At 69.1% G+C, this 24,249-nt stretch carries 11 protein-coding genes; 4 read left to right on the top strand and 7 right to left on the bottom strand.

The genetic code is table 11. The features are described from left to right. Positions 1 to 280: 280 nt before the first annotated feature. The 7 genes from IT359_15585 to IT359_15555 form a co-directional block, all read right to left on the bottom strand. On the bottom strand, positions 281 to 3,484 hold the full coding sequence (locus IT359_15585) for a hypothetical protein (protein MCC6930407.1): 3,204 nt from the start codon (positions 3,482 to 3,484) through the stop codon (positions 281 to 283). Positions 3,485 to 3,556: 72 nt separating this feature from the next. Then, positions 3,557 to 3,697 carry a hypothetical protein gene (locus IT359_15580; protein ID MCC6930406.1) on the bottom strand — a complete coding sequence of 47 codons (141 nt, stop codon included), beginning with the start codon at positions 3,695 to 3,697 and terminating at the stop codon, positions 3,557 to 3,559. 4 nt (positions 3,698 to 3,701) lie between these two features. Further along, positions 3,702 to 5,084, bottom strand: coding sequence for a hypothetical protein (locus IT359_15575; GenBank protein MCC6930405.1), 1,383 nt, complete (start codon positions 5,082 to 5,084; stop codon positions 3,702 to 3,704). A 24-nt stretch (positions 5,085 to 5,108) separates the two neighbouring features. Then, the gene (locus tag IT359_15570; GenBank protein ID MCC6930404.1) at positions 5,109 to 8,234 is read right to left on the bottom strand and encodes a SusC/RagA family TonB-linked outer membrane protein; all 3,126 of its coding nucleotides are present in this window, start codon (positions 8,232 to 8,234) and stop codon (positions 5,109 to 5,111) included. A gap of 252 nt (positions 8,235 to 8,486) precedes the next feature. Further along, on the bottom strand, positions 8,487 to 9,440 hold the full coding sequence (locus IT359_15565) for a hypothetical protein (GenBank protein MCC6930403.1): 954 nt from the start codon (positions 9,438 to 9,440) through the stop codon (positions 8,487 to 8,489). A 75-nt stretch (positions 9,441 to 9,515) separates the two neighbouring features. Further along, positions 9,516 to 10,055, bottom strand: a complete 540-nt coding sequence (locus tag IT359_15560; protein ID MCC6930402.1) for a hypothetical protein — start codon at positions 10,053 to 10,055, stop codon at positions 9,516 to 9,518. 409 nt (positions 10,056 to 10,464) lie between these two features. Then, complete coding sequence (locus IT359_15555; protein ID MCC6930401.1) at positions 10,465 to 15,171, bottom strand: diguanylate cyclase; 4,707 nt, start codon at positions 15,169 to 15,171, stop codon at positions 10,465 to 10,467. A gap of 320 nt (positions 15,172 to 15,491) precedes the next feature. On the opposite strand from IT359_15555, the gene IT359_15550 reads away from it, so the two are divergent. From IT359_15550 to IT359_15535, 4 genes are all read left to right on the top strand, one after another. Further along, positions 15,492 to 18,413 carry a TonB-dependent receptor gene (locus tag IT359_15550; protein MCC6930400.1) on the top strand — a complete coding sequence of 974 codons (2,922 nt, stop codon included), beginning with the start codon at positions 15,492 to 15,494 and terminating at the stop codon, positions 18,411 to 18,413. A 12-nt stretch (positions 18,414 to 18,425) separates the two neighbouring features. Next, positions 18,426 to 19,685 carry a RagB/SusD family nutrient uptake outer membrane protein gene (locus IT359_15545; GenBank protein ID MCC6930399.1) on the top strand — a complete coding sequence of 420 codons (1,260 nt, stop codon included), beginning with the start codon at positions 18,426 to 18,428 and terminating at the stop codon, positions 19,683 to 19,685. A 294-nt stretch (positions 19,686 to 19,979) separates the two neighbouring features. Then, positions 19,980 to 23,075 carry a response regulator gene (locus IT359_15540; GenBank protein ID MCC6930398.1) on the top strand — a complete coding sequence of 1,032 codons (3,096 nt, stop codon included), beginning with the start codon at positions 19,980 to 19,982 and terminating at the stop codon, positions 23,073 to 23,075. Then, entirely contained in the window at positions 23,072 to 24,232 is a 1,161-nt protein-coding gene (locus IT359_15535; GenBank protein MCC6930397.1) for a response regulator, read from the top strand. Before IT359_15540 ends, IT359_15535 begins: the two co-directional genes overlap by 4 nt. Positions 24,233 to 24,249 lie beyond the last annotated feature (17 nt).

The raw sequence follows: 24,249 nt of genomic DNA, 5'->3' as shown, positions 1-24,249 counted from the left end.
GACCGAAACGATGGGTCGAGTGCAGCACTGACCGAGTCCTTGATGGAACGAACGGAGAGCGGCGCAACGGCCAGACCGCGCACCGCTGGGACGAGGGTGGAGGGGGCGCGGGGGCGGTGGGGCGAGCGCGACGGGAGACTTCGTGCAATGATCCCAAATGTCACGCGCGGCAGCCCCCGCGACAACCTTATCACTAAACGCTGAGACGACCGGTGTTCCAACGGAACGGCCCCCGTCCACGAATGGGCGGGGGCCGTCTGTACCGAGCGTGCGCCCGGGGTCAGCGCCCGTCGTCCTCCTCGAAGAACGACGAGACCACGCCCGAGCCGCTGGCGCGCTCGACGCGCAGCGTCTGCTTGAGCGTCTTCCCGTTCACGGTGATCGAGACCAGGTAGTCGCCCGGCTGGACGATGGGGGCCTGCGTGCGCGGGGCACCGGGGATGTTGAAGCCTCCGCCTCCCCCACCCCCACGAGGATTGAGGAGCTGGACGATCTGGAAGGCGACGTTGGGATCGGTGATTCCTGCGGCCGCGGCGGCGCCGGCCGCCGCACCGCGCCCTCCACCGCCTCCACCGCGCTGAGCGGCAGCCTGCTCACCCGGGCGCGCATTCCAGACCGTCGACTGCCCCATCCCGCCGCCCATGAACATCTGCGCCATCTGCTGCATGTCGCCCCCCTGCAGCATGCGGCGGAAGCGACCGAGCGCCACGGTGTCCATCCCCGCCTTCCCTAACGAGTCGAAGACGAAGTCGGCGCGGCGCGCGGTGAGGATCGAGTCGCGCTTGCCGGCCGGCGAGAGCGGCGGCGGCGCCGGCGCCTTGCCGCGATAGTCCCACGTGACCTTGTGCGTCCCCAGGGTCGAGGGGCCGTTGAGCGTGCGAATCGTGTCGCCCGTGACATCCTGGATCACGACGCGCACCTGCCCCTGTCCGCGGGTCGACAGGCGATACGAAATCTCGGCGCCGTACTGCGTGTTGGGCGTCTGGAAGAACTGGTGCCCCACCGATTGCCCTTCGAACGCCATCTCGCCGAACTGGAACGCCGTTCTGGGCTTGAAGAGATACGCCTCGGCGGCGACCACGTCCGGCTTGAGCTGCTGCAACGCGGCGATGTCGACGACGTAGACCGAGCGGCCGTGCGTTGCGGCGATGAGTTCCTTGTCGCGCGGGTGGATCTTGAGGTCGTTGACCGGGACGGTGGGGAGCCCCGACATGAAGCGTTGCCAGCTCTGCCCCTTGTTGAGCGAGACGAAGACGCCCACGTCGGTCCCGACGAAGAGGAGATCGGGGTTGGACGGATCCTGCTTGATGACGTGCACGAAGTCCGGGCCGCCGGTGGGGAGGTTGGCGGCGATGGACCTGAACGACTTGCCAAAGTCCGACGAGGCGTAGACGTACGGCGCAAAGTCGCCGACGCGATGGTTGTCGAACGTCACGAAGACCGACATGGAGTCGTGCGGCGACGGCTCGATCTCGCTCACGTATGCGTTAGGCGCGAGCCCCGGGAAGTTCTTCGAGAGCTCGTCCCACGTCCCGCCATCGTTCTTCGAGACCCATACACGCCCGTCGTCGGTGCCGGCAAAGAGGATTCCCGGGCGAATGGGCGACTCGGCCAGCGAGACGATCGTCCCGTACGTCTCGGCGCCGGTGGCGTCGGTCGTGATGCCGCCGGTTGTGCGCGTCGACACGCGCACCTTCATCGTGTCGGCGTAGGACAGGTCGGGGGAGATGGGGTACATCTCGTCGCCGCGCTTGGTGCTCTTGAGCACGCGGTTGGCGCCGAAGTAGAGCACCGACGGGTTGTGCGCGGAGATGATGTACGGCGTGTTCCAGTTCCAGCGCAGGTCGAAGGCGACCGAGTCGGTCTTCTGCTGCGCGCGGAAGGCGTCGATGCGCTTCTTCTGCTCCTTCGACATCGAGGCCGTGGTGTCGGGGCGCTCGGTGAGGATCGAGTCTTCCCACTGCTGGTAGCGCGGGCGCCAGTTGGGCTTCACCAGCGACACGCGCTCGCTCGTGGCGAAGTTGAAGCGCGAGATGTTCCCGCCCTGCGACTCGGCGTAGATGGTGTTGGGGTCGGTGGGGTCCTGCTGCGTGACAAAGCCGTCGCCCCCGGCAACGGTGGCCCACATGGCGTTGGTGATCCCGCCCTGCTTGCGGCGCGACGGGCCGCACCACGAGCCGTTGTCCTGCAGCCCCGTGCACACGCGATACGGCACCGACATGTCGAACGAGACGTTGTACGCCTGCGAGACGGGGAGCGTGCTGGGGACGTCGTAGCTCCCGCCCTGGTCGTAGGAGATGGCGATGCCGCCGTCGTTCCCCACCACCATGCGATCCGGATCGTTAGGGTCGATCCACATGGCGTGGTGGTCCACGTGCACGCCCACGGTGGCGTTCTTCGCCGTCTTGCCGCCGTCGTCCGAGACCTTCACCGGCGTCGACGACCAGTAGACGCGGTCGGGGTTCCGCGGGTGCACGCGCACCTGCGAGTAGTAGAAGGGGCGCACGTTCTCGTTGTTGGTGCGCTCCCACGTCACGCCGCCGTCTGCCGAGCGATAGAGCCCGCTCGGCTTCTCCTGCGGCTTTTTAGTCTTGTCCGGCTTGGCGTTCGGCGCGGTGTCGGCCTCCACCATCGTGTACATCACCCTGGGGTTGGACTGGGCGATGGCGATCGAGATGCGCCCCTTGAGCGTCTCGGGGAAGCCGCCCCCCTTCACCTCCGTCCACGTCTTCCCGGCGTCGGTCGACTTCCAGAGCGCCGACCCCGGGCCGCCCGACTTGAGGAAGTAGGGGCCGCGCACGCGCTCGTAGCTCGCCGCCCAGACAACGTCGGGGTTGGCCGGGTCGAGCTGCACATCGACCACACCCGCCTTCTCGGAGATGAACTTGACCAGCTCCCACGTGGTACCGCCGTCGATGGTCTTGTACAGCCCGCGTTCCTTGTTGGCGTTCCAGATGGCGCCTAACGCGGCAACGTAGACGATGTTGGGGTTGGTGGGGTGCACCACGATGCGCCCGATGGTCTGTGTCTTCTCCAGCCCCATCAGCTTCCAGGTGAGCCCGCCGTCGGTCGACTTGTAGATGCCGCCGCCCGGCGAGATCGAGTTGCGCGAGTTGGGCTCGCCCGACCCCGCCCACACCTGCATCGTGTCGCTAGGGGCAATGGCGAGCATCCCCATCGAGATCACGCGCTGGTTGTCGAAGACGGGGCGCCACGTGGTGCCGCTGTTGGTCGACTTCCAGATCCCCCCCGCCGCGGCGGCGACGAAGAGCGTCTTGGAGGGCGACGGAATCCCCGCGATGTCGGAAATGCGCCCCATCGTGTTGGCGGGGCCAATGAGGCGCCACCGGAACGCCGCGAGCGTGGTGGAATCCGCCTCGAACGGCGCCGAGCCCTGCGCCGGCAACGTGACGGGAAGGGCGGCCGCCGTCAGCCACGCGAGGGCCAAGCGGTTGAAACGCCGATGGACGAATGGGCGAGTCATGAAAGGGTCATGAAACGTTTAGGAATGCCGACGCACGATCACCACGCGCGCCGGTGCTGCTGAGGAACAACTCTACTCGAACGTGCACAAAGCAAAAGGTGTTGTACCGTTCGCCATGCGCGCATCGGTGGAACCATGACAAAACGCCCCGGCCATGCGGCCGGAGCGCTTGTCGTTGCGTGATTCCAGTTGTGCAGCGGCGACGGCAATCACCCCGTCAGGCGTTGCGGTCGATGCACCCCTTGAAGTCCGGGTTGTTCTGCTCGTCGACGGTCACGGGGAAGTTGACATCGCTCCCGTAGCTGCCGCCCTTGAAGAACTGCCCCGAGGGGAAGACGTTGGCCTGCGCGCGGCCGTACTGACGCACGAGGCGCCGCAGGTCACCCAGGCGTTGGCCGCGCCCAAAGGTCCAGAACGCCTTTTCCCGGAAGTACACGTCGATCGCGGCATTCCGGTCGGCGGGAGCGCCAAGTGCCGCCATCGCCGCCGGGGTGAACGTCCCGAGGTTGGGTGGCGCGGCCCGCAGCCCATTGAGGACCGTCATCATCCCCGTGTAGTTGTTGGCCTGCAACAGCGCTTCCGCCTCGTACAACCGCGCGTCGAGCCCCGACACGATCGGCGTCGACTCCGACCGGCCGAAGTTGAGGAGCGAGATGAAGCTGGTCGAGCCGTCGAACGCCTTCCCCGCCGGCGACGACGCCGAGGAGTTCCCCGTCACCTTCACCCGCGGATCGCCTGACGAGGCGAACGGAAGGGCGTTGGTGATGCGCCCGCCCACGTCGAACGAGTCGCCCACCACCCACCGTTTCTGGCTGGTGTTCAGGCTCCAGATCTGGTTGTCGCCCGAGGTGAGCGCGAACGTCGCCAGGTGCTGGAAGCTCGTGGGGACCGCACTCACGGTCGCCGCCACGTTGGTGAACTGTCCCAGGGCGAGCTGGATGCGCGCCTTGGTCACGGCCGCGGCGTTGCGAATCGCCGTCGATGTCGCGTCGGTCCCGCTGGCCAGCGTCACGGCGCTGTCGGCGTGTGCGAGCGCGAGCTGGAACACCGCCTGGTTGGTGAGCGGTGGACCATAGACCGGCGCGCCGGTGGAGGCATCGCCGAGCGGTGTGCCGTTGCAGAACGACTCGGCGAGCGTGACTTCGGCGATGGCCATGGACCAGTACATCTGCCCCTGGTACGCCGGCGTCCCGGGCACGAACGACTTGAGCACGCCCAGCGCCTCGCGCGCCGAGGTGCGCACGCGATAGATCTCGCGCATCATCCCCTGGACGTTGGCGTTGTTCTCCTGGATGATGCGCTGGTCCGTCTCGTTGCGCTGCAGGAAGGTATCGCCGGACTTCCACTCATCGGCCAGCAGCCCGCCGAGCATCCAGGCCCCCTCGCCTCCTGCCGTGATGTTGCGCAAGCGCGAGAGCGCGCCGATGCGCATGGCTTCGGCACCGGCGGCGGAGTTCACCGACGATGGGTTGATGACGTCCGGATCGGGAGCCGCGAGGAGGCGGTCCTGGAAGTTGCTGCAGCCGCCGATGATGGCGGCGGTGAGGATCATGACCCCGGCGGTCAGGATCCCACGATGACGCGAAATGATCGTTGTCATGGTGATGGTCTCGGCCGTTTGGGTTCAGTAACGCACGTTGACGCGCACGGTGAAGTAGCGCGGCGGGCCCGCGGTCAGCAGTGTCTGCTGGAGGTTGGCCTCGCCGTAGTTCTGTTCCGGGTCCACGCCGGTCCAGTCGGAGAAGATGGCAAGGTTGCGGACGGCGCCGACGATGCCGACGCTCTGCGATTTGAAGAGGCGGCGCGACCATTCGGGCGAGACGTTGTACGTGACGGACACCTCGCGAATGCGGGTGAACGACACCTCTTCCATGTAGCCGGCGGTGGTCTGTGGCGTCTTGAAGCGCTGGGCAATCGCGCGAGCCTGCTCGAACAGCGTGGCGTCGTGGCTCGACGTCGCCTTGCACGACAGCGACTGCTGGCAGAGGAACTGCTGCTCGGAGTTGAGCACCTTGTAGCCGCTCTTGTGGTCAATGAGCGACGAGATGCGGACGCGACGGTTGAACAGGTCGAGGCCGTTCACGAACGAGAGTTCGAGGCGCGGCTGCGAGTAGCCCTGGTACGTGATGGAGTCGGCGATGGTGACTTCGGCCGGGACGATGATCCCGTCCTTGTTGGCATCGTTGTACGAGAAGTTGCGCTGCCAGTAGCCGTTGAGCGGATAGCCCGGGCGCTGCTGCGTCGACGTGCCGATGATGGGCGGGATGGGCTTGCCCGCGGCGTCGGTGCCCAGCGTGAGCAACTCGTTGCTGTTGCGCGACGCGGAGATCGTCAGGTCCCAGGAGACAAGCCTGCGCGCCAGGAGCTGCGCGCTGAGGAGCGCCTCGTACCCCGAGTTGCGCACTTCACCCAGGTTGGCCAGCACCGTCGTGGCCGCCGATCCGGCGGACGGGGCGATGGTCTGGGCGATGAGCGCGTCGCTCGACGTCTTGTTGTAGTACGTGAGTTCGAGGTTGACCTTGTCGTTGAAGAAGCGCGAATCGGTCCCGAACTCGAGTTCCTGCGTGCGCTCGGGCTTGAGCTTGGTGTTGCCGAGCAGGCTGGAGCGGAGCCCGGCGACTTCGGAACCGGCGATGTTGGTCGTCGCGACCGCGAAGGTGCGCAATGCATCGTTGGGGCCCGGCTGCACGCCGGAGGCGCCGAACGCCGTGCGCAGGCGCAACGACGACAGCCACGACAGCTTGGGGAAGAAGCTCTCGTCGGAGACGACCCACGAGAGCGACCCCTTGGGGTAGTACACGCGTTGGAACTCCGTGCCGAACGCCGAGTTCTGGTCGGTGCGGACGGCGGCCGTGAGGAAGAGGCGGTCGTTGATGGACGCCTGCTCCTCGACGAAGAGCCCCAGCGTCTTCTGCAGCGTCGTACCCGACCCCACGGCGGGGATGGTCCCGGCCGACGGCGTCTCGGCGCCCGGCGGAAGGGTGGAGCCCTGCGCCGTGGCGGTCTTGAACGAGAAGTTCACGTACTGCACGCCGCCGGTCGTCTTGAAGTTGAGCCACGGCGCGAACTGCCAGGTGGCGGTCGACCCCAGGTTCACCGTGATGTTGCGGATGTCGGCGCGCACGTCGACGGCGCGCCCCAGGCGGTTGGTGCCGAAATCGGAGCACTCGCCAAAGCGGCACAGCTGGAAGTCGACGCGGTCGGAGAGGTCGAGCCCGATGTCGGCGCGGTTCTGCATCCACGAGAACGGACGCCAGTTGGCCGTGGCCGCGTTGATGGTGCGCTGCACTTCCTGCTGCGTGCTGTACTGGAAGATGTCGCCCGGGGTGAAGAGGTTCCATCCCTGCAGCGGTTGGCCTAACGAGCCGCGCGCCGTGTAGTTGGGGCCCGCGTTCTTGTAGCCGTAGCCCACCGTCCCGTTGTACCAGAACGAGTTGACGTTGTTGTCGACCTGCGGCAGCCGCTGGTTGAGCTTGATGAAGTTGGAGGTGACGCCGAGGTCGAGCTTGGGCGTGGGCGCGATGTTGAGGTTGGCGCGATACGACCCCTTGATCGCCACGTTGGGGCGGTTCATGTAGTCGTAGATGCGCACCTGCAGCGAGTCGAAGCGGCGGCGGTCGTAGTCGGGGATCCCCAGCGGCCCGGCCTCGCTCTCGTACTCACCGCTGACGAAGTAGCGCACGGCATCGGTGCCGCCCGACACCTGCGCGCCCCCCTGCCAGCGCCACCCATCCTTGATGGGAGAAAGGTCCTTGTCCTTGTAGAGGTTGAGGACCGCCGTGCTGTCCTCGACGCAGGTGCCGAGGGCGGTCTCGTACAGCCAGCAGCGGCGCGCCACCGTCGGCGTGGCCGGCGCATGCCCAAGGATGGCGTAGGTCGAGGGGTAGTCGTTCTTGTCCTGGATCACCCCCTGCTCGCCGTACACGTTCCACCGCGCGGCGCCGGCGCGCCCGCGCTTGGTGGTGATGACCACCACCCCGTTGGCGGCGTCGGTGCCGTACAGCGTTGCCGCTGACGGCCCCTTCACCACCTCGATGTTCTCGATCTCCTCGGGATTGATGTCGTTCACCCGGCTCGGCGCCGTCCCGCCCACGCCGATCCCGGTGCCGCCGGTGCTGGTCATGCGCACGCCGTCGATCACGTAGATCGGATCGTTCGAGAGCGAGAGCGACGACGTCCCGCGAATGCGGACGCGGCTTCCGCCAGCGGTCATGTTCGCGGGGAGGATCTGCACGCCGGCGGCCTTGGCCACCAGCAGGTCACCCATGTTCTTCACGCTCCCGCTCTCCACCGTCTTGGCGGCGTCGATCGTGGCCACCGAGTTCCCCAGCTCCACGCGGCGCTGCTCACCGGTGGCGGTGGTGACCACCGCTTGCAGCTGCACCACCGTGCGCACCATCGCGAAGTTGAGCGTGACCGCGGGGCCGCCAGCCGACACGGCCACCGCCTTCTTCTGCTCCGCGTAGCCCACCCGCAGGACGCGCACCTCGTAGCTCCCGGCCGGAAGTCCGCGCAACGTGTACGTCCCCTGCGCGTTGGTCACCGTGAAGACCGACGTCCCGACAACCACGACCCGGACGTCGGACAGCGGCTCTGACACATCCTCCGCCGTCACACGCCCGGTGATCTGGGGTTGTTGCGCCTGGACCGCGCGAGGGAGGGGTGTCGTGAACGCCAGGGCCGCGAGCACCGCGAGGGGGGAGGCGAGGGCACGAAGCCCGCGCCGAGGTTCGAACTGCACCTGATGCATGGGTTCCTCCAGCTGCTTCGGGGTTTACAGGGAGGGCGCCCGCGCCTGTGGCAGAGGCGGGCGCGATGAGACCACGCCACGAACGCGGGATCAGGCGTTCGCGGCGCGGGTGGCACGCTACCGCTTGGTGGCGAGGCGTCAAGATCCTGCAAACAGGATTCTGCGGGGTCACCCGATTGGTGGGGCCCGCCCTACCCAAACCGGCTGGGCGCCGGAGAGCATCGGCCGCGGTCCGACCACGCCAGTCTCAGGCTACGGCGTCACCCGGACTGCCTTGATCATCCCGTGCTGTGAGTGCAGGTGCTTGGAGAGCGGGTTGTACGACACGCAGAGCAGGGCGTAGTCGCCAGGGAGGAGATCGACCGTGACGTTCACCGAGCGCCCCCGCGCCAGGTTCGTCGTCCCCCCCACTCCCTCGAACGGCGGCGCCCCTGCCGGCTTCTCCGCCCACTTCACCGCATCGGCCAGCCCCTTTCCCTCGAGCAGGCGAACGATCCAGACCTGATGCTCGAACTGTCCGGTGTTATCCACCCGAATGGTGCGACGCCCGGCGCTGAGCGGCCCTTCGAGCGTGTAGTTCCACTCGAACATCTTGAGCCGAAGCTCGGCCGAAGGGAGCGTCGCCGAGCCGCTGGAGCCGGGGCGACGGGTCACCGACAGCTCCTTCACTTCGCTCAGGATGAGGGGCCCGCCGGGATTCGGGTTCACCGGGAGCTGGGCAATCACGTAGCGCCCGGGCTCGAGGACCATCGACACCGACGACACGCCCCCCGAAGGCGTCGATTCCGGCCCGCCCATGCGGTTGATCCATGGGACGTTCCAGTCGCCTCCCTTCAGGTACTCGGAGATCTGATCGAGGCGGTCGAGGCGGTCGACCTTGAGGATGCTGAAGTGCTGCTGCGCGCTGGAGCGATTGAACAGCCGCACGTTGACGAGCCCTGCATCCACCTGCTCGGCGGCCTCGAAGCCCTTGTCCTTCACCACGATGACCAACTCGGAGCCCTGGATCCCCCCCGCCCGCGCGCCGGCTGCGGGTCGTTGGACTCCCTGCGGCGGCGCGGAAGTCACTGGTGTCTGCGCGGCGAGCGCCCCCGCGAGGGAAAGTGTCGCGGCGAGCGCGTTTGCAACGGTGAGTGCATGCGCGCGTGCGAGCGCGAGCGAAGGTGAGCGCTTGGCGACTGGCGCGAACGGCAGGCGATACGGCATGAGCGTTCCTCCGGCCGGTGAAGGTCGCCTAAACTTTGGCATCCGGATCGCTGGCGCCAGTAAGGGATGCAGGGCCTATTGCGTGGGGAGAGACGCTGCCGGTGCGGCCAACTGCACGAAGGCCATCGGCAGACGTGCGCTCACGAGTTGCAGGCGTCGCTCTCCTATTGGCGCTGAGGATACCACCTGCAGGCTCGCGTCTCCCCCGACGGCAACGCGCCCGACGGTGCAGCTTCCCCTTAGGCCACGCCAGGTGAAGGTGACGGTCCCGCACGACGCGGTGCCGCGCGACGGAGCGCTCGCGATGACGCCTGATTGCCCGATCAGCATGGTCGGACCACCCGGATCCCACCACTGTACGTGGACTTGGTCGAAGCCGTAGGGCACCACGCGGGTCTCGCCCTTGCGCACGTCGAGCAGCAGCAAGCGACCGGCCTCTGGGCGCCGGGACCACGCGATGATTGAATACGCCTCGACGCACTGCGGTGCGCGCGTCTGCCCGGGGGCCGGCGCTGCGTTGCAGACACTCGACGGCGGCGTCCCGAAATAGCTGACCGCATAAAGCGTGTCGAGCTTGTCGCCGACCCGCACCGGCCACAGTGCAGCCTGTCCCAACGCCTCGACTACTCCGCCAGCAATGTCGAGCGCGATAATGGCGTCCGCGACCCCCGGGTATGTTGGCAGCTGGCGGAGGGCGTCACGGCGGGCCCGCGCTTCTCGAGCGATCCGCGCACCGGAGTCTGGCGCCAGGGGCGCGATGGGCGGGGGCGCCGGCGACTGACACCCGCCGGCCAGGCTTGCGATACTCACGCCAAGGACCACACTCACGAAGCGGAGGAGAAACCTCAGCCGCCAGCTGCACTGGGACATCATCCCTCTCAGGTGCTTGACTGCTCGTACTGCCCTCAGAAGAATGATTGGTCGCCGACGCGCCGGCGACCTTCGCTGTCCAGGAAGCGTCGGCGAGGTAGTATGGTGGCCTGTAGGGAGTATCAGTCGGCCGCTTCGTCTGGTAAGACCGCTTCTACCCCGCGCTCTCCCCCAACCGCCCCGCCAGTGACCCGAACGCCAACGCCCGCGCCCGCTCCGATGCCAGCCTTCGCGTAACCGCGATGGCGGGAAGGCCGGCGCGCTCGAGGTCGTCGGCGCACTCGGCCACGAGCCACGCCCCCGCGTAGGGATCGACGGCATCGAAGCGCCGGATGGCGCGGGCAAACTGGTCAAAGGCGGCACCGCTGTGACCCGCGCCGAGCGCCATCTGCAACGTCACCGCATCCACCAGCTCGCGCCCGGGAAACCACCAGTCGGGAGTGGCGCTGGCAATGAGTTCGTTGGCGCGCTCCCAGCGTGCGCGGGTGGTGGGGGCGTCGGGGCCACCATTGGTGAGCGCGGCGCCGGCCAGCGCGGTCAGCTCGATCCAGGTCACGTCGAGCGTGCGCGCCGAGCTGGCCGCCGCGTCGTAGAGGGTGTGCGCGCGCTCGCGATCGTCCTGTTCGCGGGCAATGTGCGCCGCGGCGAGCGTGGTGCGCACCTGTTCCGACGCGTCGCCTAACGCGGTGAAGATGCGCTCGGCGTCGCCCAGCCACTGGACGGCCTCGCCAAAGTTGCCCTGGCGCAACCGCAGCTCGCCCAGGGCGCGGGAGACGCCGGCGGCCAAGGGGGCAGCGTGCGCGCCGCGCGCGGCATCGAGCGCCTCGCCCAGCGATTCCTCGGCGTGGGGCAGGTGGCCGGCACGGAGGTACAGCTCGCCTAACGTCAACCGAGCCAGGGCGGTCACCGCGCGGTCGCCGGTCGCGGTCCCGTCGGCAATGGCCTCGCGTGCCGAGGCGAAGGCCTCGGCCGGGGCGTGGTCGTAGCGCCCCAGCGCCAGCAGGCGGTGCGCTTCGGCGCGCTGGGCGAGCGAGCCGCGGATCCCCGCGCTGTCGATCGCCTTGCGCGCCAGCGTGGCCGTCAGGTGCCAGTCGCAGACGCTGGCGGCGAGGCGCGCCGCCGCCAGCTGCACACCGGCGCGCGTGGTGGAGTCGGCGTCGGGCGACTCGAGGAGGAGGGTGCGCAGCGCCTCGATGGCGCGCAGCGGCGGCTTGCCGCGGTGCACGCGAATGCGCTCGCGCAGGCTGCGCGCCGCCACCGAGTCGTCGAGCCCCGGCTCGCCGCTCATCCACTCCAGCGCCAGGTCGCACCAGGTCTCGGCGGTGGCGTAACGCCCCGACTCGAACGCGGTGGTCGCCAGCCGCACACGCAGCTCGGCCAGGTTGCGCGCCGACGGGGCATGGCGCTGCGCCACCTGCAGCGCCGACAGCGCCGCGTCGTGGGCAAAGCCGCTCGCGGCGCGCTCGGCGGCGGCCAGGGCATAGCGATACGCCTCGGTGTCGAGCCCCGCCGCGTGATAGTGCGCGGCAATCGACTCCACGGCCGACGGCGTGCGCAGCTCCAGCAGCCGCGCCGCCACCTCGTGGATGCGCTGGCGCTTGCGCTCGGGGACGTCGCGGGTGATGGCCTCGGCCAGGAGCGTGTGCGTGAAGCGCCAGTGGGCGTCGCTGTTGGCGTCGGCCGTAGCGTCGCGCGCCACGACGCCGGCCCCCTCGGCCTCGTCGAGTGCCGCGGTGACCTGCTGCTCGGGAACGTTGGCCGTCGCCAGGAGCAACTCGAGGTCGAACGGTGCGCCGAGGACCGCCGCCGTGGTGAGGATCGCGCGCGCCGCGGGCGACAGGCGTTGCAGCCGTCGCTCCAGGATGAAGGCAATGGCCGGGGGAATCGCGCCGCCGGTGAGCGGGCGCCACTCCCAGCGCGTACCGCCGTACCAGATCCCCCCCGCCTCGGCAAAGGCGCGCAGCACCTGCACCACGCTCAGGGGAATCCCCTCCGTGTACTCATACAGGATGCGGGGGAACTCGTCGCCCGGGTCGGCGTCGCGGAAGACCACCTGCGTCCAGCGCCGCAGTTCCTCGGCACTAAACCGCCGCAGCGACATCTGGCTGGCGCGCGAGCGCTGCGTGAGGCGTCGCCGCCAGTCGGCGGCGCCGCGCGCCTCGTCGGGGCGCAGCGTGACGACGATGAAGAGGCGCTCCGTGTCGAGCGCCCCCAACAGCGCGTCCAGCACCCCCCAGCTCGCGTTGTCGGCCCACTGCATGTCCTCGAAGACGATCACCAGCAGGCGTTCGCGCGCCACGCGCCGCACCGCGCGCACCAGCTCCTCCTGCAGCAGCGAGGGGGTGAGCGCCCAGTCGTCGCCCTCGGGGGGCGGCGGGATGTCGGGGATGAGCTGCGGCAGCGCGCGCCATTCCTTGAGCGCCAGCATGCCTAACGCGTGCAACCGCCCGATGACGTCGGTCCACGGCGCGTACGGCGTCCCCTGGTCGCCGTCGAGGCACTGCGCCGTGATCATCGTCCCCGCGCGCAGCCGGATCTCGGGCTCCAGGTGCCTGACGAGTGCCGTCTTCCCGATCCCTTCCTCACCCACCAGCGAGACCAGGCGCGCATCGCCGCGGCTGGCCAGGTCGAGCTGGCTCACCAGCGACCGGATCTCGTCCTCGCGCGCGACAAACGCGTCGAAGTCGAGGCGCGCCCGCGCGGCGTGCGCATCGGCCTGGTCGGCCACCACCACGCGATCGCGCCCATCGCGCTTGGCGCGGTACAGCGCGCGGTCGGTGGCGGCCAGCAGCGACTCGATCGTCTCTCCATCCTGCGGCGTGGTGGCCACCGCCACCGAAACCGAGATCGCGATCTCCTCGTCCGACGCGTCGCGCCGCGCACAGCGCAGGCGGGCGCACGCCTCGCGCAGCCGCTCGGCAATCTCCAGCGCCAGCTCCGGCGGCGTGGCGGGGAGGAGGATCACGAACTCGTCGCTCCCTCGCCGCCCAATCAAGTCGCCCGAGCGCATCCCGCGCTGCAGCACCTTGGCCACGGCCCACAGCAGGTCGTCGCCTTGCAGCCGCCCGTACGTCGCATTGACGCGCGACAGGTGATCGATGTCGATGAGGAGGAGCGACGTCGTGTGCGCCTGCCCCGGGCGCGCGGCCAGGAGGCGCGTGGCGCGCTGCGTCCACGAGACGCGGTCGGGGACCGACGTGAGCGCATCGTCGAGGAGCGGCGGCTCGCGCGTCTCGGCTCGTGCAGGAAGAGCGGCCGCCGAGGTGACGCCGGGAATGGCGATTCCCTCGCGGACCACTTCGTCGAAGACCTTGAAGACGGCGGGATCGAACTGGCGCCCCACGTCGCGCCGCATGACCTCCAGCGCCTCGTGATGCGACAGCGGCGCCTTGAACGAGCGGCGCGAGACGAGGGCGTCGTAGACGTCGGCGACGGTGAAGATGCGCGCCGCGAGCGGGATCTCCTCGCCGGCCAGCCCGTGCGGGTAGCCGGAGCCGTCCCAGCACTCGTGGTGCGACTCGACGATGGGGCGCACTTCCCACGGGAAGTCGACGCCGCGCAGCATTGCCGCGCCGGCTGCAGGGTGTCGTTTGACCACGGCCCACTCTTCCGCGGTGAGGCGCCCCTGCTTGTTGAGGATCGACGGCGGGACCTCGAGCTTCCCGATGTCGTGCAGGTAGGCGCCCACGCGGTACCAGACGAGCGCATGCGACTCGACCCCCATGCGGCGGGCAATCTCGCACGTGACGTCGGCCACACGGTCGCAGTGCCCGGCGGTGGCGTGATCCTTCGACTCGATGCGCTGGGCCCAGCGGCGCACGACGTCGATGAAGCCCTCGTCCAGCCGGCGCAGGCGACGTGTGGCATCGCCATCGGCGCCGCGCACCCGCAACTGCGCCAGGGCGCGATAGGCGCGATTGAGCGCCGCCAGCGCGTCGACGTGCCGTTCGCTGCGCGCATGGAGGTCGGCGCGCTCGCGCGCGATCTCGGCCATCAGCAGCAGGTCGTCCAGCTCTTGCGCCTGGCGGTCGCCCTGTTCGAGCATGCGGTCGGCGCGCGCGTGGTCGCCGAGTTCTCGCGCCACCACGCCGGCGACGATCACGGCGCGCGCCGAGAGCTGCGGGTCATCGAGCCGCCGCGCGATCTCGAGGGCGCGATCGGCCGAGGCGGAGGCGCGCTCCACGTTGGCGCGGTCGAGCGCCATCTCGGCGCGCGCGATCTCGAGCAGCGCCAGTAGGTGGTCGTCGCGGCGCTGCGTGGCCGAGGCCGCGGCGTCGGCGAAGGCCTGTTCGGCGGCATTCCACCGCTTGGCGTCCGCGTACAGCGTGGCGAGACGGGCCGCGGTGAGCCCGGCCAGCGCCTCGTCGCCAGCGGTGCGGTATTCGCTGAGTGCCAGCTCGGCCAGCGAGATCGCCCCCGAAATGTCGCCGCGCAGGAGGGCGAGGTCGCCCAGGTGTGTAGCCGCCAGGGCCGCGAGCGCGGGGCGTCCGGCGAGGCGGGCGCGCTGGCGCGCATCGGTGAAGTCCTCACCGGCGGCGGCAATCATCCCCTCACGCCATCGGACGCGACCGCGCAGCTCCAGCGCCTCGGCGATGGCGACGTCCATCCCATGCTCCTGGGGGAGGGCGAGGACCGCCTCCACGCAATCGAGGGCGGCGCCGGCGTTGCGCGTGGCCATGTGCGTTCGCCCCACCCCCAGCAGGAGGCGGGCGATCGTCCACGCCGGGGTGCCGGCGGCGAGCGAGTGCAGCGCCCGCTCGTACAGGTCGCGCGCCACCTGGTCCTGCCCGCGCAGCTCCGCGAGGCGCCCCTGGTCGAGGAGCGCCTCGAGTTCGGGCGACGTGGGGAGGGGTGCGGACACGGGGGAGCGTTCGATGGGAGGCAACTATACGTAGACGAACCAGCGCTCGGTGCGTTGCGGGTGCGATTGAGCGGGAACATGTGCATTCGTGCGGTTGACAGCCGTTCCATTCGCCCCGATGCTATGCGGCGCTCCGAGCGGCCTGCCGGCGGTCGGGTTTCTCTCCTCTGGTTCCTTGCGCGCCGCCGACGTTCGGCGCACCACCCGCCGGTCATTCGCAGGATTTGCGGTATCGAACCGGACCACCAAGGTCCTGCCACGGCGCCGTCAGGTCTCACGCGCGGACGCAACTTCCCCCCCCACTCCTCTCCAGTGAGGTCGTGATGCACAAGAGTTGTCGAACGTTGGGTCGCTGGTACAGCGGCCTCGGGCTGGCGGTCGCGATGCTGATCGCGTCCGTTCCCGGGTCTGCGTGGGCACAGCAAGGGCAGGGGACCATTCGCGGCAAGGTGACGAACGCCGCGTCGGGTTCACCGCTCGGCAACGCCCAGGTCTTCGTGGCGAACACGCAGCTCGGGGCACTCACCAATGCCGACGGGACGTATTCCATCGCCGCGGTCCCCGCGGGGACGCAGGTGGTGCGCGTACGGTTGATTGGCTACCAGCCCACCGAGAAGTCGGTGTCGGTGAGCGCGGGCGGGTCGGTGACCGCCGACTTCGGCCTCACGCAGAGCGCCATCTCGCTCGACGAGGTCGTGGTGACGGGGACCGGCGGCTCGGCGCGCAAGCGCGAGGTGGGCAACTCCATCGGGTCGGTGAAGGTGTCGGAGATGCCCGAGGTGCCCAGCAACCTGTCGAACATGCTCGCCGGTCGCATGGCGGGGGTGAACGTCGGCGGCGCCACTGGGAACTCGGGAGCCGGCTCGGCGATCCGCCTGCGCGGGTCGACCTCGGTCGCGCTCACCAACCAGCCGCTGATCTTCATCGACGGGGTGCGTACGCGCTCGGATGAGTATCCGCGCAACGGCATCTTCACGGGGACGACGCAGCGCGGCGCCAACGCGTATGGCTCGCCGCTCAACGACATCAACCCCGACGACATCGAGCGCATCGAGGTGGTGAAGGGAGCGGCGGCGGCCACGCTCTACGGCACCGACGCGGCGGCGGGCGTGATCCAGATCTTCACCAAGCGTGGCGCGCAGGGCGCGGCCAAGTGGAACGTGCAGCTCAACTCGGGCTTCAGCACGCTGCAGAAGTTCGGCACCGACTCGGCGCCGCTCCTCTTCATGGATCCGTTCCTGCGTCACTCGTCAACCAACATGAAGGGGGTGAAGTCGGAGCGCTTCGGGCCGGAGAACTACGCCATGCGCTATGGCGCCTCGGCGCAGGTGTCGGGCGGGCAGGGGGAAAACCTCAAGTACCTCCTCTCGGCCAACGCCGACAACACCGACGGCGTGCTCCCCAACGACCGGGAGCGCAAGTACCAGATCCGCGCCAACCTCGACTTCGCCCCCATCAAGAACGTGGCGGTGAACTGGAGCAGCGCGTACACCAACTCGCTCGTCAACCAGACGCCCGCCGGCAACAACGCGCAGGGTGTCACGCTCAACGCGTTCCGTCGTGACCGCAACTACTTCGGCAACGCGAGCCCCGACACGATCGCCAGGGTCTTCCAGCAGCAACTGGACAGCTACATCGACCGTGCGATCCTCGGCACCACCGCGACGTGGACGCCAATTGCGCGCTTCTCGTCGCGCTTCACGCTCGGCTACGACCGCGCGGCGCTGGAGAACCGCAACGTGCGCCCGTTCGGCTTCCCGGCCGTCCCGTTAGGCGTGATCCAGAACCAGCGCTGGGCCAACAACACGCTGAGCATGGACTGGGTCAATAACTACGAGCTGAACATCGGCAACGACCTCAAGATCACGGCCTCGGGCGGGACGCAGTACGTGAACTCGCTGGTGGGTGACGTGGTGGCGTACTCGGAGAACTTCGCGACGCCGTCACCGCCCACGGTGGCGTCGGGCGGCATCAAGCTGGCTGACGAGAACCGCCAGCGTGTGGTGACCGGCGGCGCGTTCACGCAGGCGCTGGTCGGCTTCAAGGACCGGTACTTCGTGACGGTGGGCGGGCGCCTGGACGGCAACAGCGCCTTCGGCAAGGACTTCGGCTTCCAGTTCTACCCCAAGGTCTCGGGGTCGTGGGTCGTGTCGGACGAAGGTTTCTGGGATGAGAAGTTCGGCACGCTCAAGCTCCGCGCCGCCTACGGGCAGGCCGGGCGCGCGCCGGGCGCCTTTGCCGCGGTGCGCACCTACAACCAGGTGGGTTGGGGGACGGCGACCGCGGTGCGTCCCAGCAACCTGGGCAACGCAGAACTCGGCCCCGAGCGCACCACCGAGCTCGAACTCGGCTTCGACGAGAGCATCCTGCAGGGGCGCCTGGGCGTCGACTTCACGTACTTCAAGGCCACCACGACCGACGCGCTGTTCAGCGTGCGGTCCATCCCGACCAACGGCTTCCTCGCCAACACGCTGCGCAACGTTGGGGAGATGGAGAAGTCGGGGATCGAGATGGCCGTCACGGGGACGATCATCGAGCGTCCCAAGTTCGGCCTCACCGCCGGACTCAACGTAAGCACCAACAACTCCAAGGTCATCAGCCTTGGCGGTGCGCCGTCGTTCACGGTCGGCAACTATGGCTGGGTGGTGGAAGGGAAGGCGGCGCCGGTGCTGCGCGGCAAGATCATCCGCAACCCCGACGCCCGCGGCGTGGCCCCGGACACCTCCTCCAACTACGACTTCGGGCCGGCGCAACCGACGCGCATCATTGGCGGCAACTTCAACCTGCGCACCTGGCGCAACATCACCATCTCGGCGCGCGGCGAGTACCAGGCCGGCCACTACATCAACGAGGATGCGTCGTACCAGGCGCTGTCGCGTTCGGTGCTCTGGCCCACCTGCTTCGATGCCTACAAGAACATTGCGGGCGGCAAGCCGATCACGGTGCGCGAGACGCTCACCTGCATCCCGGCCAACGTCCGCCAGGACATGTTCATCTTCAAGGCCGACTTCTTCAAGGTGCGCGACATCACCGTCACCGTGCCGCTGGGCAAGCTGGTCCCCGGGACCGCGAGCAGCTCGCTCGTCTTCTCCGGCCAGAACATCTTCCGCAAGAACTACGGCATGCCGCTGTTTGACCCCGAGATGTCGGGGAACGACGGCTTCAACGCCACGGTGCGCTACATCTCGGAGCACATCCCGGCACCGGCCGTGTTCCTGACCTCCCTCCGCATGTCGTTCTAGGAGGAGACGCCAATGACACTCATGACGAATTCCTCGACCATCACTCGCGCTGCCGCCGTCGCCGCCCTGGCCGCGACGCTCTCCGGGTGCACGCTCGACGCGGTGAACCCCGGCCCCATCCAGGCCGACCAGCTCAACAACGTCGGTGCCCTCGCCTCGCTGGTGAACGGCGCGGGGCGCGACCTGGCCGAAGCGCTCAACTGGACGTCGTACACGGGGGGCGCCGTTGCCCGTGAGCTGCATCCCGCCGGCTCCACCGATTCGTTCGGGATCTCCGTCCGCGCACAGTCGGGCAACCTGGCCGACGACGACGGCGACACATGGTGGAACTACGCCCAGCGCTCGCGCTGGACGGCCGAAGACGCCGTGGCGCGCGCCAAGGCGGTGCTGGGCGCCGCTGCGGCAAACAATGCGCAGCATGCCCAGGCCCTGGTCTGGGCCGGGTATTCCAACCGCCACCTGGGGGAGAACTTCTGCGAGGCCGTGATCAACGGCGGCGCCCCCCAGAACTACACGGTCTACTTCGATCGCGCCGAGGCGGCCTTCACCGAGGCCATCACGGTGGCCACCGCGGCCGGCAACACCACGCTGGCGCAGGCGGCAACCGCGGGACGCGCGTCGGTGCGCCTGGACAAGGGGAACCTTGCCGGCGCCGCCACCGATGCCGCGGTCATCACCAACAACGCCTTCACCTACAAGATGCCGTACTACCAGACCGAACTGGATCAGTACAATCGCATCTACTGGGCGGGCGCCAACCAGCCCTATCGCGCGCACACCGTCTGGAACACCCCTAACGATGCCTATCGCAAGGCAACGCGTGATCCGCGCGTCCCGTTCGACTCGAGCCTCACCGTGCTCGTGGGCGACGCCGCGGTCGGCAACCTGGGGCGCGTGCGCTGGTACTTCCAGACCAAGTACCCCGATCGCGTGGCGGGCATCAACCTCTCGTCGGGTTGGGAAATGCGCCTCATCGAAGCCGAAGCCAAGCTCGTGGGCGGCGACTTCGCGGCGGCGATGACGATCATCAACGCGCGACGCCTGGCGCTCAACCTCGCGCCTCGAACGGCGGCCAACGCCACCGAGGCCTGGGCAGCGCTCAAGCGCGAGCGGGGGATCGAACTCTGGCTGGAAGGGCGCCGGCTGGGCGACCTGCGCCGCTGGGCCGCCCTGAATCGTCCGGGGGCGCTCGAACCGCTCGAGGAGCTCCCCGGGCGCAGCCTCTGCTTTGCCACACCGCTCTCCGAAAAGCAGACGAACCCGAACTACTGATATCACCAAGGCGCAGCCCACCGCGCCGCACACAGCAGTCAGCCCGTCGCATGCGGCGCCCTCCTCGCGGGGGCGCCGCTTTGCCGTTCGGGGAATGCCCGGGTCGCGCCCCCCCTTTTGCATGCACTCCCGGGCTCCAGCGCAGTGACCGGTCGGTCGAGACTTGGGAGAGCGAGCTTCGCCCGAAGGCGAACTCACGCTCGGCACCATGTGCCAACCCCTTCAGCCTCGTCGTCCGTTCCGCCACGTGCACAGCCAGACGATGTCCGTCACCACGTTGTGCGAGGAGTGAGCGTGCACCCGCTCCTTGCTCGCCAGCTTCATCGCGCCTTCGGGAGTGCGGAATCGCTCCCCCCTGCGATCGCCGACTTCGTGTCGGCGGTCGATGCCACGTATGCGCAGGGTGACGCCGATCGCGCCCAGCTTGAGCGTTCGCTGGAGCGCTCCACGCAAGAGCTGTCGGAGCGCCTGCGTCGCGCCGAGGCGAAGACTGCCTCCATGCTGCGCGCGCTCCCCCACTTTGTCCTCCACATCGGCTTCAACGACGAGGTGCTGGACGTCCGCACGCCGTGGCCCGAGGCACTGCGGTGTTCCATCCATGAAGCGGTCGGACGACGCGTGGCCGACGTCCTTGCGCCTGACGGAGCGCTCGGCGCGCAGATCGTCGCCGCAGTGCGCGAAGCGCGCGAGACGCGCGCGGGCCGCAAGGCGCGCATGGGCCCTGTCATGGAGTTCTCCAACGTCTGGGGCGACGGCCCGCCGCGAGAACTCGAGCTGCGCGTCATCCCCCTCGAGACCGGCGAGTTGCTGGCCATCGTGCGCGATGTGACCAAGCGCAAGGCAGCCGAACGCGCCTTGCAGGAGTCGCAGGAACGCTTCGAACTGGCCATCCTTGGCTCGGCCGACGGACTCTGGGATTGGACGCCGCGATCCGGACATGTCTTCATGTCGCCGCGTCTGTACGAGATTGTCGGCGCCACGGCCGAGACGCTCCTCGAGCGCATCGAGTCGCTCGATGCACTCGTGCACCCCGACGACCGCACGCAGGTCTGGAACGCCGTCAGTGCGCACCTCAAGGCGCGCCATCCGTTCCGCGAGACGTGTCGGGTGCGGCATGGCGATGGTACCTACCGCTGGGTGCAGCTGCACGGGCAGGCCACGTGGGAAGAGAACGGCAAGCCGGAGCGCATGGCCGGCTTCGTGCGCGACATCTCCGAACTCAAGACCAAGGAACTCGAGCTCGAGCGCGCGCGCGATGCCGCCGAAGCCGCGTCGCGCGCCAAGGACGAGTTCCTCGCCAACATGAGCCACGAGATTCGCACGCCGATGAACGCGATCCTCGGGCTCACGCAGCTCCTCCTCGAGGGAGACCTGCGCCCGCGCGAGCGCGGCTACGCGGGGAGCATGCTCGACGCCGGGCGATCGCTGGTCTCGCTCATCAACGACCTGCTCGACACCTCGCGCATCGAGAGCGGCGATCTTGCCCTGGAGCCGATGGAGTTCTGCCTCGCCACGACGGTGCGCGAGACCTGGCGACTGTTCGAGCCCAAGGCGAAGGCCAAGCTCCTGGCCAGTTCGCTCTCGATCGATGCCAACGTGCCGACGCGCGTGGTGGGCGATCCGGGGCGCGTGCGCCAGATCCTCATGAGCCTCCTGAGCAACGCGCTCAAGTTCACGCCGCAGGGGGCCGTCTCGCTGGAGGTCTCGCTCGGCGAGGGTGACTACCTCCGCTTTGCCGTCGAGGATACGGGGATCGGGATCCCCGAGGATCGCATGGTCGACATCCTCGACAAGTTCACGCAGGTGGACGGTGCCTCCACGCGCCGGCACGGCGGCACCGGGTTGGGATTGTCGATCAGCCGCCATCTGGCGCAGCTCATGAACGGGCGCATCGAGCTGGAGAGCAGGCTGGGCGAGGGGAGCCGCTTCACGCTGTGCATCCCGCTCCCCGCGGTGGCGTCGTCGTGCGTGCCCGAGGTGGTCCCTCCGGTGACGGAGCTGGACGGAGTGCGGGCGCTGGTGGTGAACGACGACCCCGACTCGGGGTTGCGGCTGTCGGAGGAGCTGCAACGCCTGCGGCTGGAGGTGGTCACGGTGGGGACGCCGGCCGAGGCGATCGGCATGCTCCGCGCCGAGGCGCGCGTGGGGCGACCGTTTGGCGTGTGCCTGGTGAACGATCGCACCAGCGACCTGCAGAGCGAGGCCATGGCGCGCGTCATCAAGCGCGACCCGCTGGTGGCCGAGACCGTGCTCGTGATCCTCGTGACGCTGGGCATGCCGGGCGACGCGCGCCGCCTGTTCGACGTGGGGTTCACGGCGTACCTGGCCCCGCCGCTGCACGCCAACGACATCCACGATGCCGTCTTCCACGCCTGGCGCGTCGAGCGCGACGCGCCGGAGCGCGCCCTGGTGACGCGCCATTCGCTGGCCGAGTACCGCCGCGCCATCGGCGCCGATGGGTGCGCGACGTGTGGCAACGATGCGCTGGCCGCGGCACCCGCCGTCGCGGAGAGCCGGCCGGCGACGCCCGCCTTCTCGCCCGGCGTGCACGAGGCGCCGCGCGCGGCGCACGACACGCCGCTGGTGCTCGTGGTCGACGACAACGAGATCAACCGTCACGTGGCGCGCGAGATGCTGCGGCGCATTGGCTGTCGCGTGATGCTGGCCGAAGGCGGGGCGGAGGGCGTGCAGCTGGCGAGCGAGCACCCGTTCGACCTCATCCTCATGGATGTGCAGATGCCGGTGATGGACGGCTTCGAGGCCGTGGCGCGCATTCGCCAGATGCAAACACCGCTCGGCCGGCACACCCCCATCGTGGCCGTCACCGCCAATGCCATGCGGGGCGACCGGCAGCGCTGCCTGGACGGCGGCATGGACGACTACCTCGCCAAGCCGGTGACGCGCACCGGGCTGTACGACATCGTGCAACGATGGGCGCCGCCGCACCTCGTGGCCCACCTCACGCCGGCCTCGAACCCCGTGGTCGCGGCTCCCCCCGCCGCGCCCGCCCCCCCCGCCGCCCCCGCAACGCTCGCCGCCCCAGCCGCGCCCACCGCCCCCAACGTCCTCGACGTGCGCCAGCTGCGCTCGATCGTGGGCGATGAACCGCGGCGCGTGGCCGACTTCCTGGCGATGTTCGTCTCGCTCACCACGCCGCTGGTCGATGCGTACGCCGACGCCGTTGCATCTGGCGACCCCGACCGGGTGCGGCGCCACGCACACAAGCTCAAGGGTTCGTGCGGGAGCGCGGGAGCCGTGGAGCTCTCGGCCATTGGTGCCCAGGCCGAGAAGTGGGCGCAGGCCGGCGACTGGTCGTCGCTGCAGGAGAGCGTCGCGTCGGTACGCCAGGCACTCGACCGCGTGCGGGCCGTGGCGATCGGGGCCGCATGAGCGCAGCCGGCATTCGCCCGTCCAGCCTCACACCGGCGCGCGAAGCGCCGCAAGTGGTGGTCATCGTCGACGACGATACCTTCGGCCTGGCGCTGATGCGCACCCTGGTGGAGGCGGTCGGGCCGGTCGAGGTGCAGACCTTCGACGACCCGTCGGCCGCGCTGGCATGGTGTCGCACCCACGACCTCGACGTCCTCATCACCGACTACGAAATGCCGGAGATGAACGGGCTGTCGCTGCTGCGCGCGCTGCGCGCGCATCCGCGCACGCGCGACGTCCCGATGATGATGATCACCGCGCTCGAAGATCGCGACATCCGCTACAAGGCGCTCGAGACCGGCGCCAACGACTACCTCACCAAGCCGCTCGACGCGCCGGAGGTCCGCGCCCGCGTGCGCAACATGCTGGCCGTGAGCGATGGCCAGCGCGCCCTGCAGCGCCGCTCGGATCACCTCGCGCGCGAGGTGCGCCTGGCAACGGCCTCCATCGTCGAGCGCGAGCGCGAGATCGTCCTGCGCCTGTCGCGTGCCGCCGAGTTCCGCGACGTCGAAACCGGGTCGCACATCATGCGCATCGCGCACTTCAGCGACCACATCGCGCGCGCGCTGGGGCACGGCGAAGGCGAGTGCGAGCAGATCTTCCTGGCCAGCCCCATGCACGACGTGGGGAAGATCGGCATCCCCGACAACATCCTCCTCAAGCCGGGACGCTTCAGCGGCGAGGAGTTCGCGATGATGCAGCAGCACACCGTCATTGGGCATCGCATCCTGTCCGGGTCGCAGTCGGAGCTGTTGCAGCTCGCGGCCGAGATCGCCCTGTCGCACCACGAACGCTACGACGGCGCCGGCTACCCGCACGGGCGCCAGGGCGACGACATCCCGCTGGCGGGACGCATCGTGGCGGTCGCCGACGTCTTCGACGCCCTCATGTCCAGCCGCCCGTACAAGCGCGCCTGGTCGCTGGACGAGGCGCTGTCGCTGATCCGCACGGGGCGCGAGAAGCAGTTCGATCCCGACTGCGTCGACGCCTTCATGCTCGCCCTCCCGCAGATCCTCGCCACGCGCGACCGCTTTGGCGAAGAGGCGCAGTCGGAAGCCGAGCGGAGCCCGCTGCGGGCCATGTCGACGCAAGTCGAGACGGCCAGCACGGTGAGCTGAGCTAAGCTGAGCTGAGC

The organism is Gemmatimonadaceae bacterium, from assembly GCA_020852815.1.
Classification (GTDB): Bacteria; Gemmatimonadota; Gemmatimonadetes; order Gemmatimonadales; family Gemmatimonadaceae; genus SCN-70-22.
The sequence above is the reverse complement of the archived record's forward strand: the minus strand, read 5'-3'. Positions and strand labels throughout refer to the sequence as shown.

Bases quoted from the DNA above. Each gene is read 5' to 3' on its own strand.
- IT359_15585 (MCC6930407.1), bottom strand. From the start codon at position 3,484: ATGACTCGCCCATTCGTCCATCGGCGTTTCAACCGCTTGGCCCTCGCG.
- IT359_15575 (MCC6930405.1), bottom strand. From the start codon at position 5,084: ATGACAACGATCATTTCGCGTCATCGTGGGATCCTGACCGCCGGGGTC.
- IT359_15570 (MCC6930404.1), bottom strand. From the start codon at position 8,234: ATGCATCAGGTGCAGTTCGAACCTCGGCGCGGGCTTCGTGCCCTCGCC.
- IT359_15565 (MCC6930403.1), bottom strand. From the start codon at position 9,440: ATGCCGTATCGCCTGCCGTTCGCGCCAGTCGCCAAGCGCTCACCTTCG.
- IT359_15545 (MCC6930399.1), top strand. From the start codon at position 18,426: ATGACACTCATGACGAATTCCTCGACCATCACTCGCGCTGCCGCCGTC.
- IT359_15535 (MCC6930397.1), top strand. From the start codon at position 23,072: ATGAGCGCAGCCGGCATTCGCCCGTCCAGCCTCACACCGGCGCGCGAA.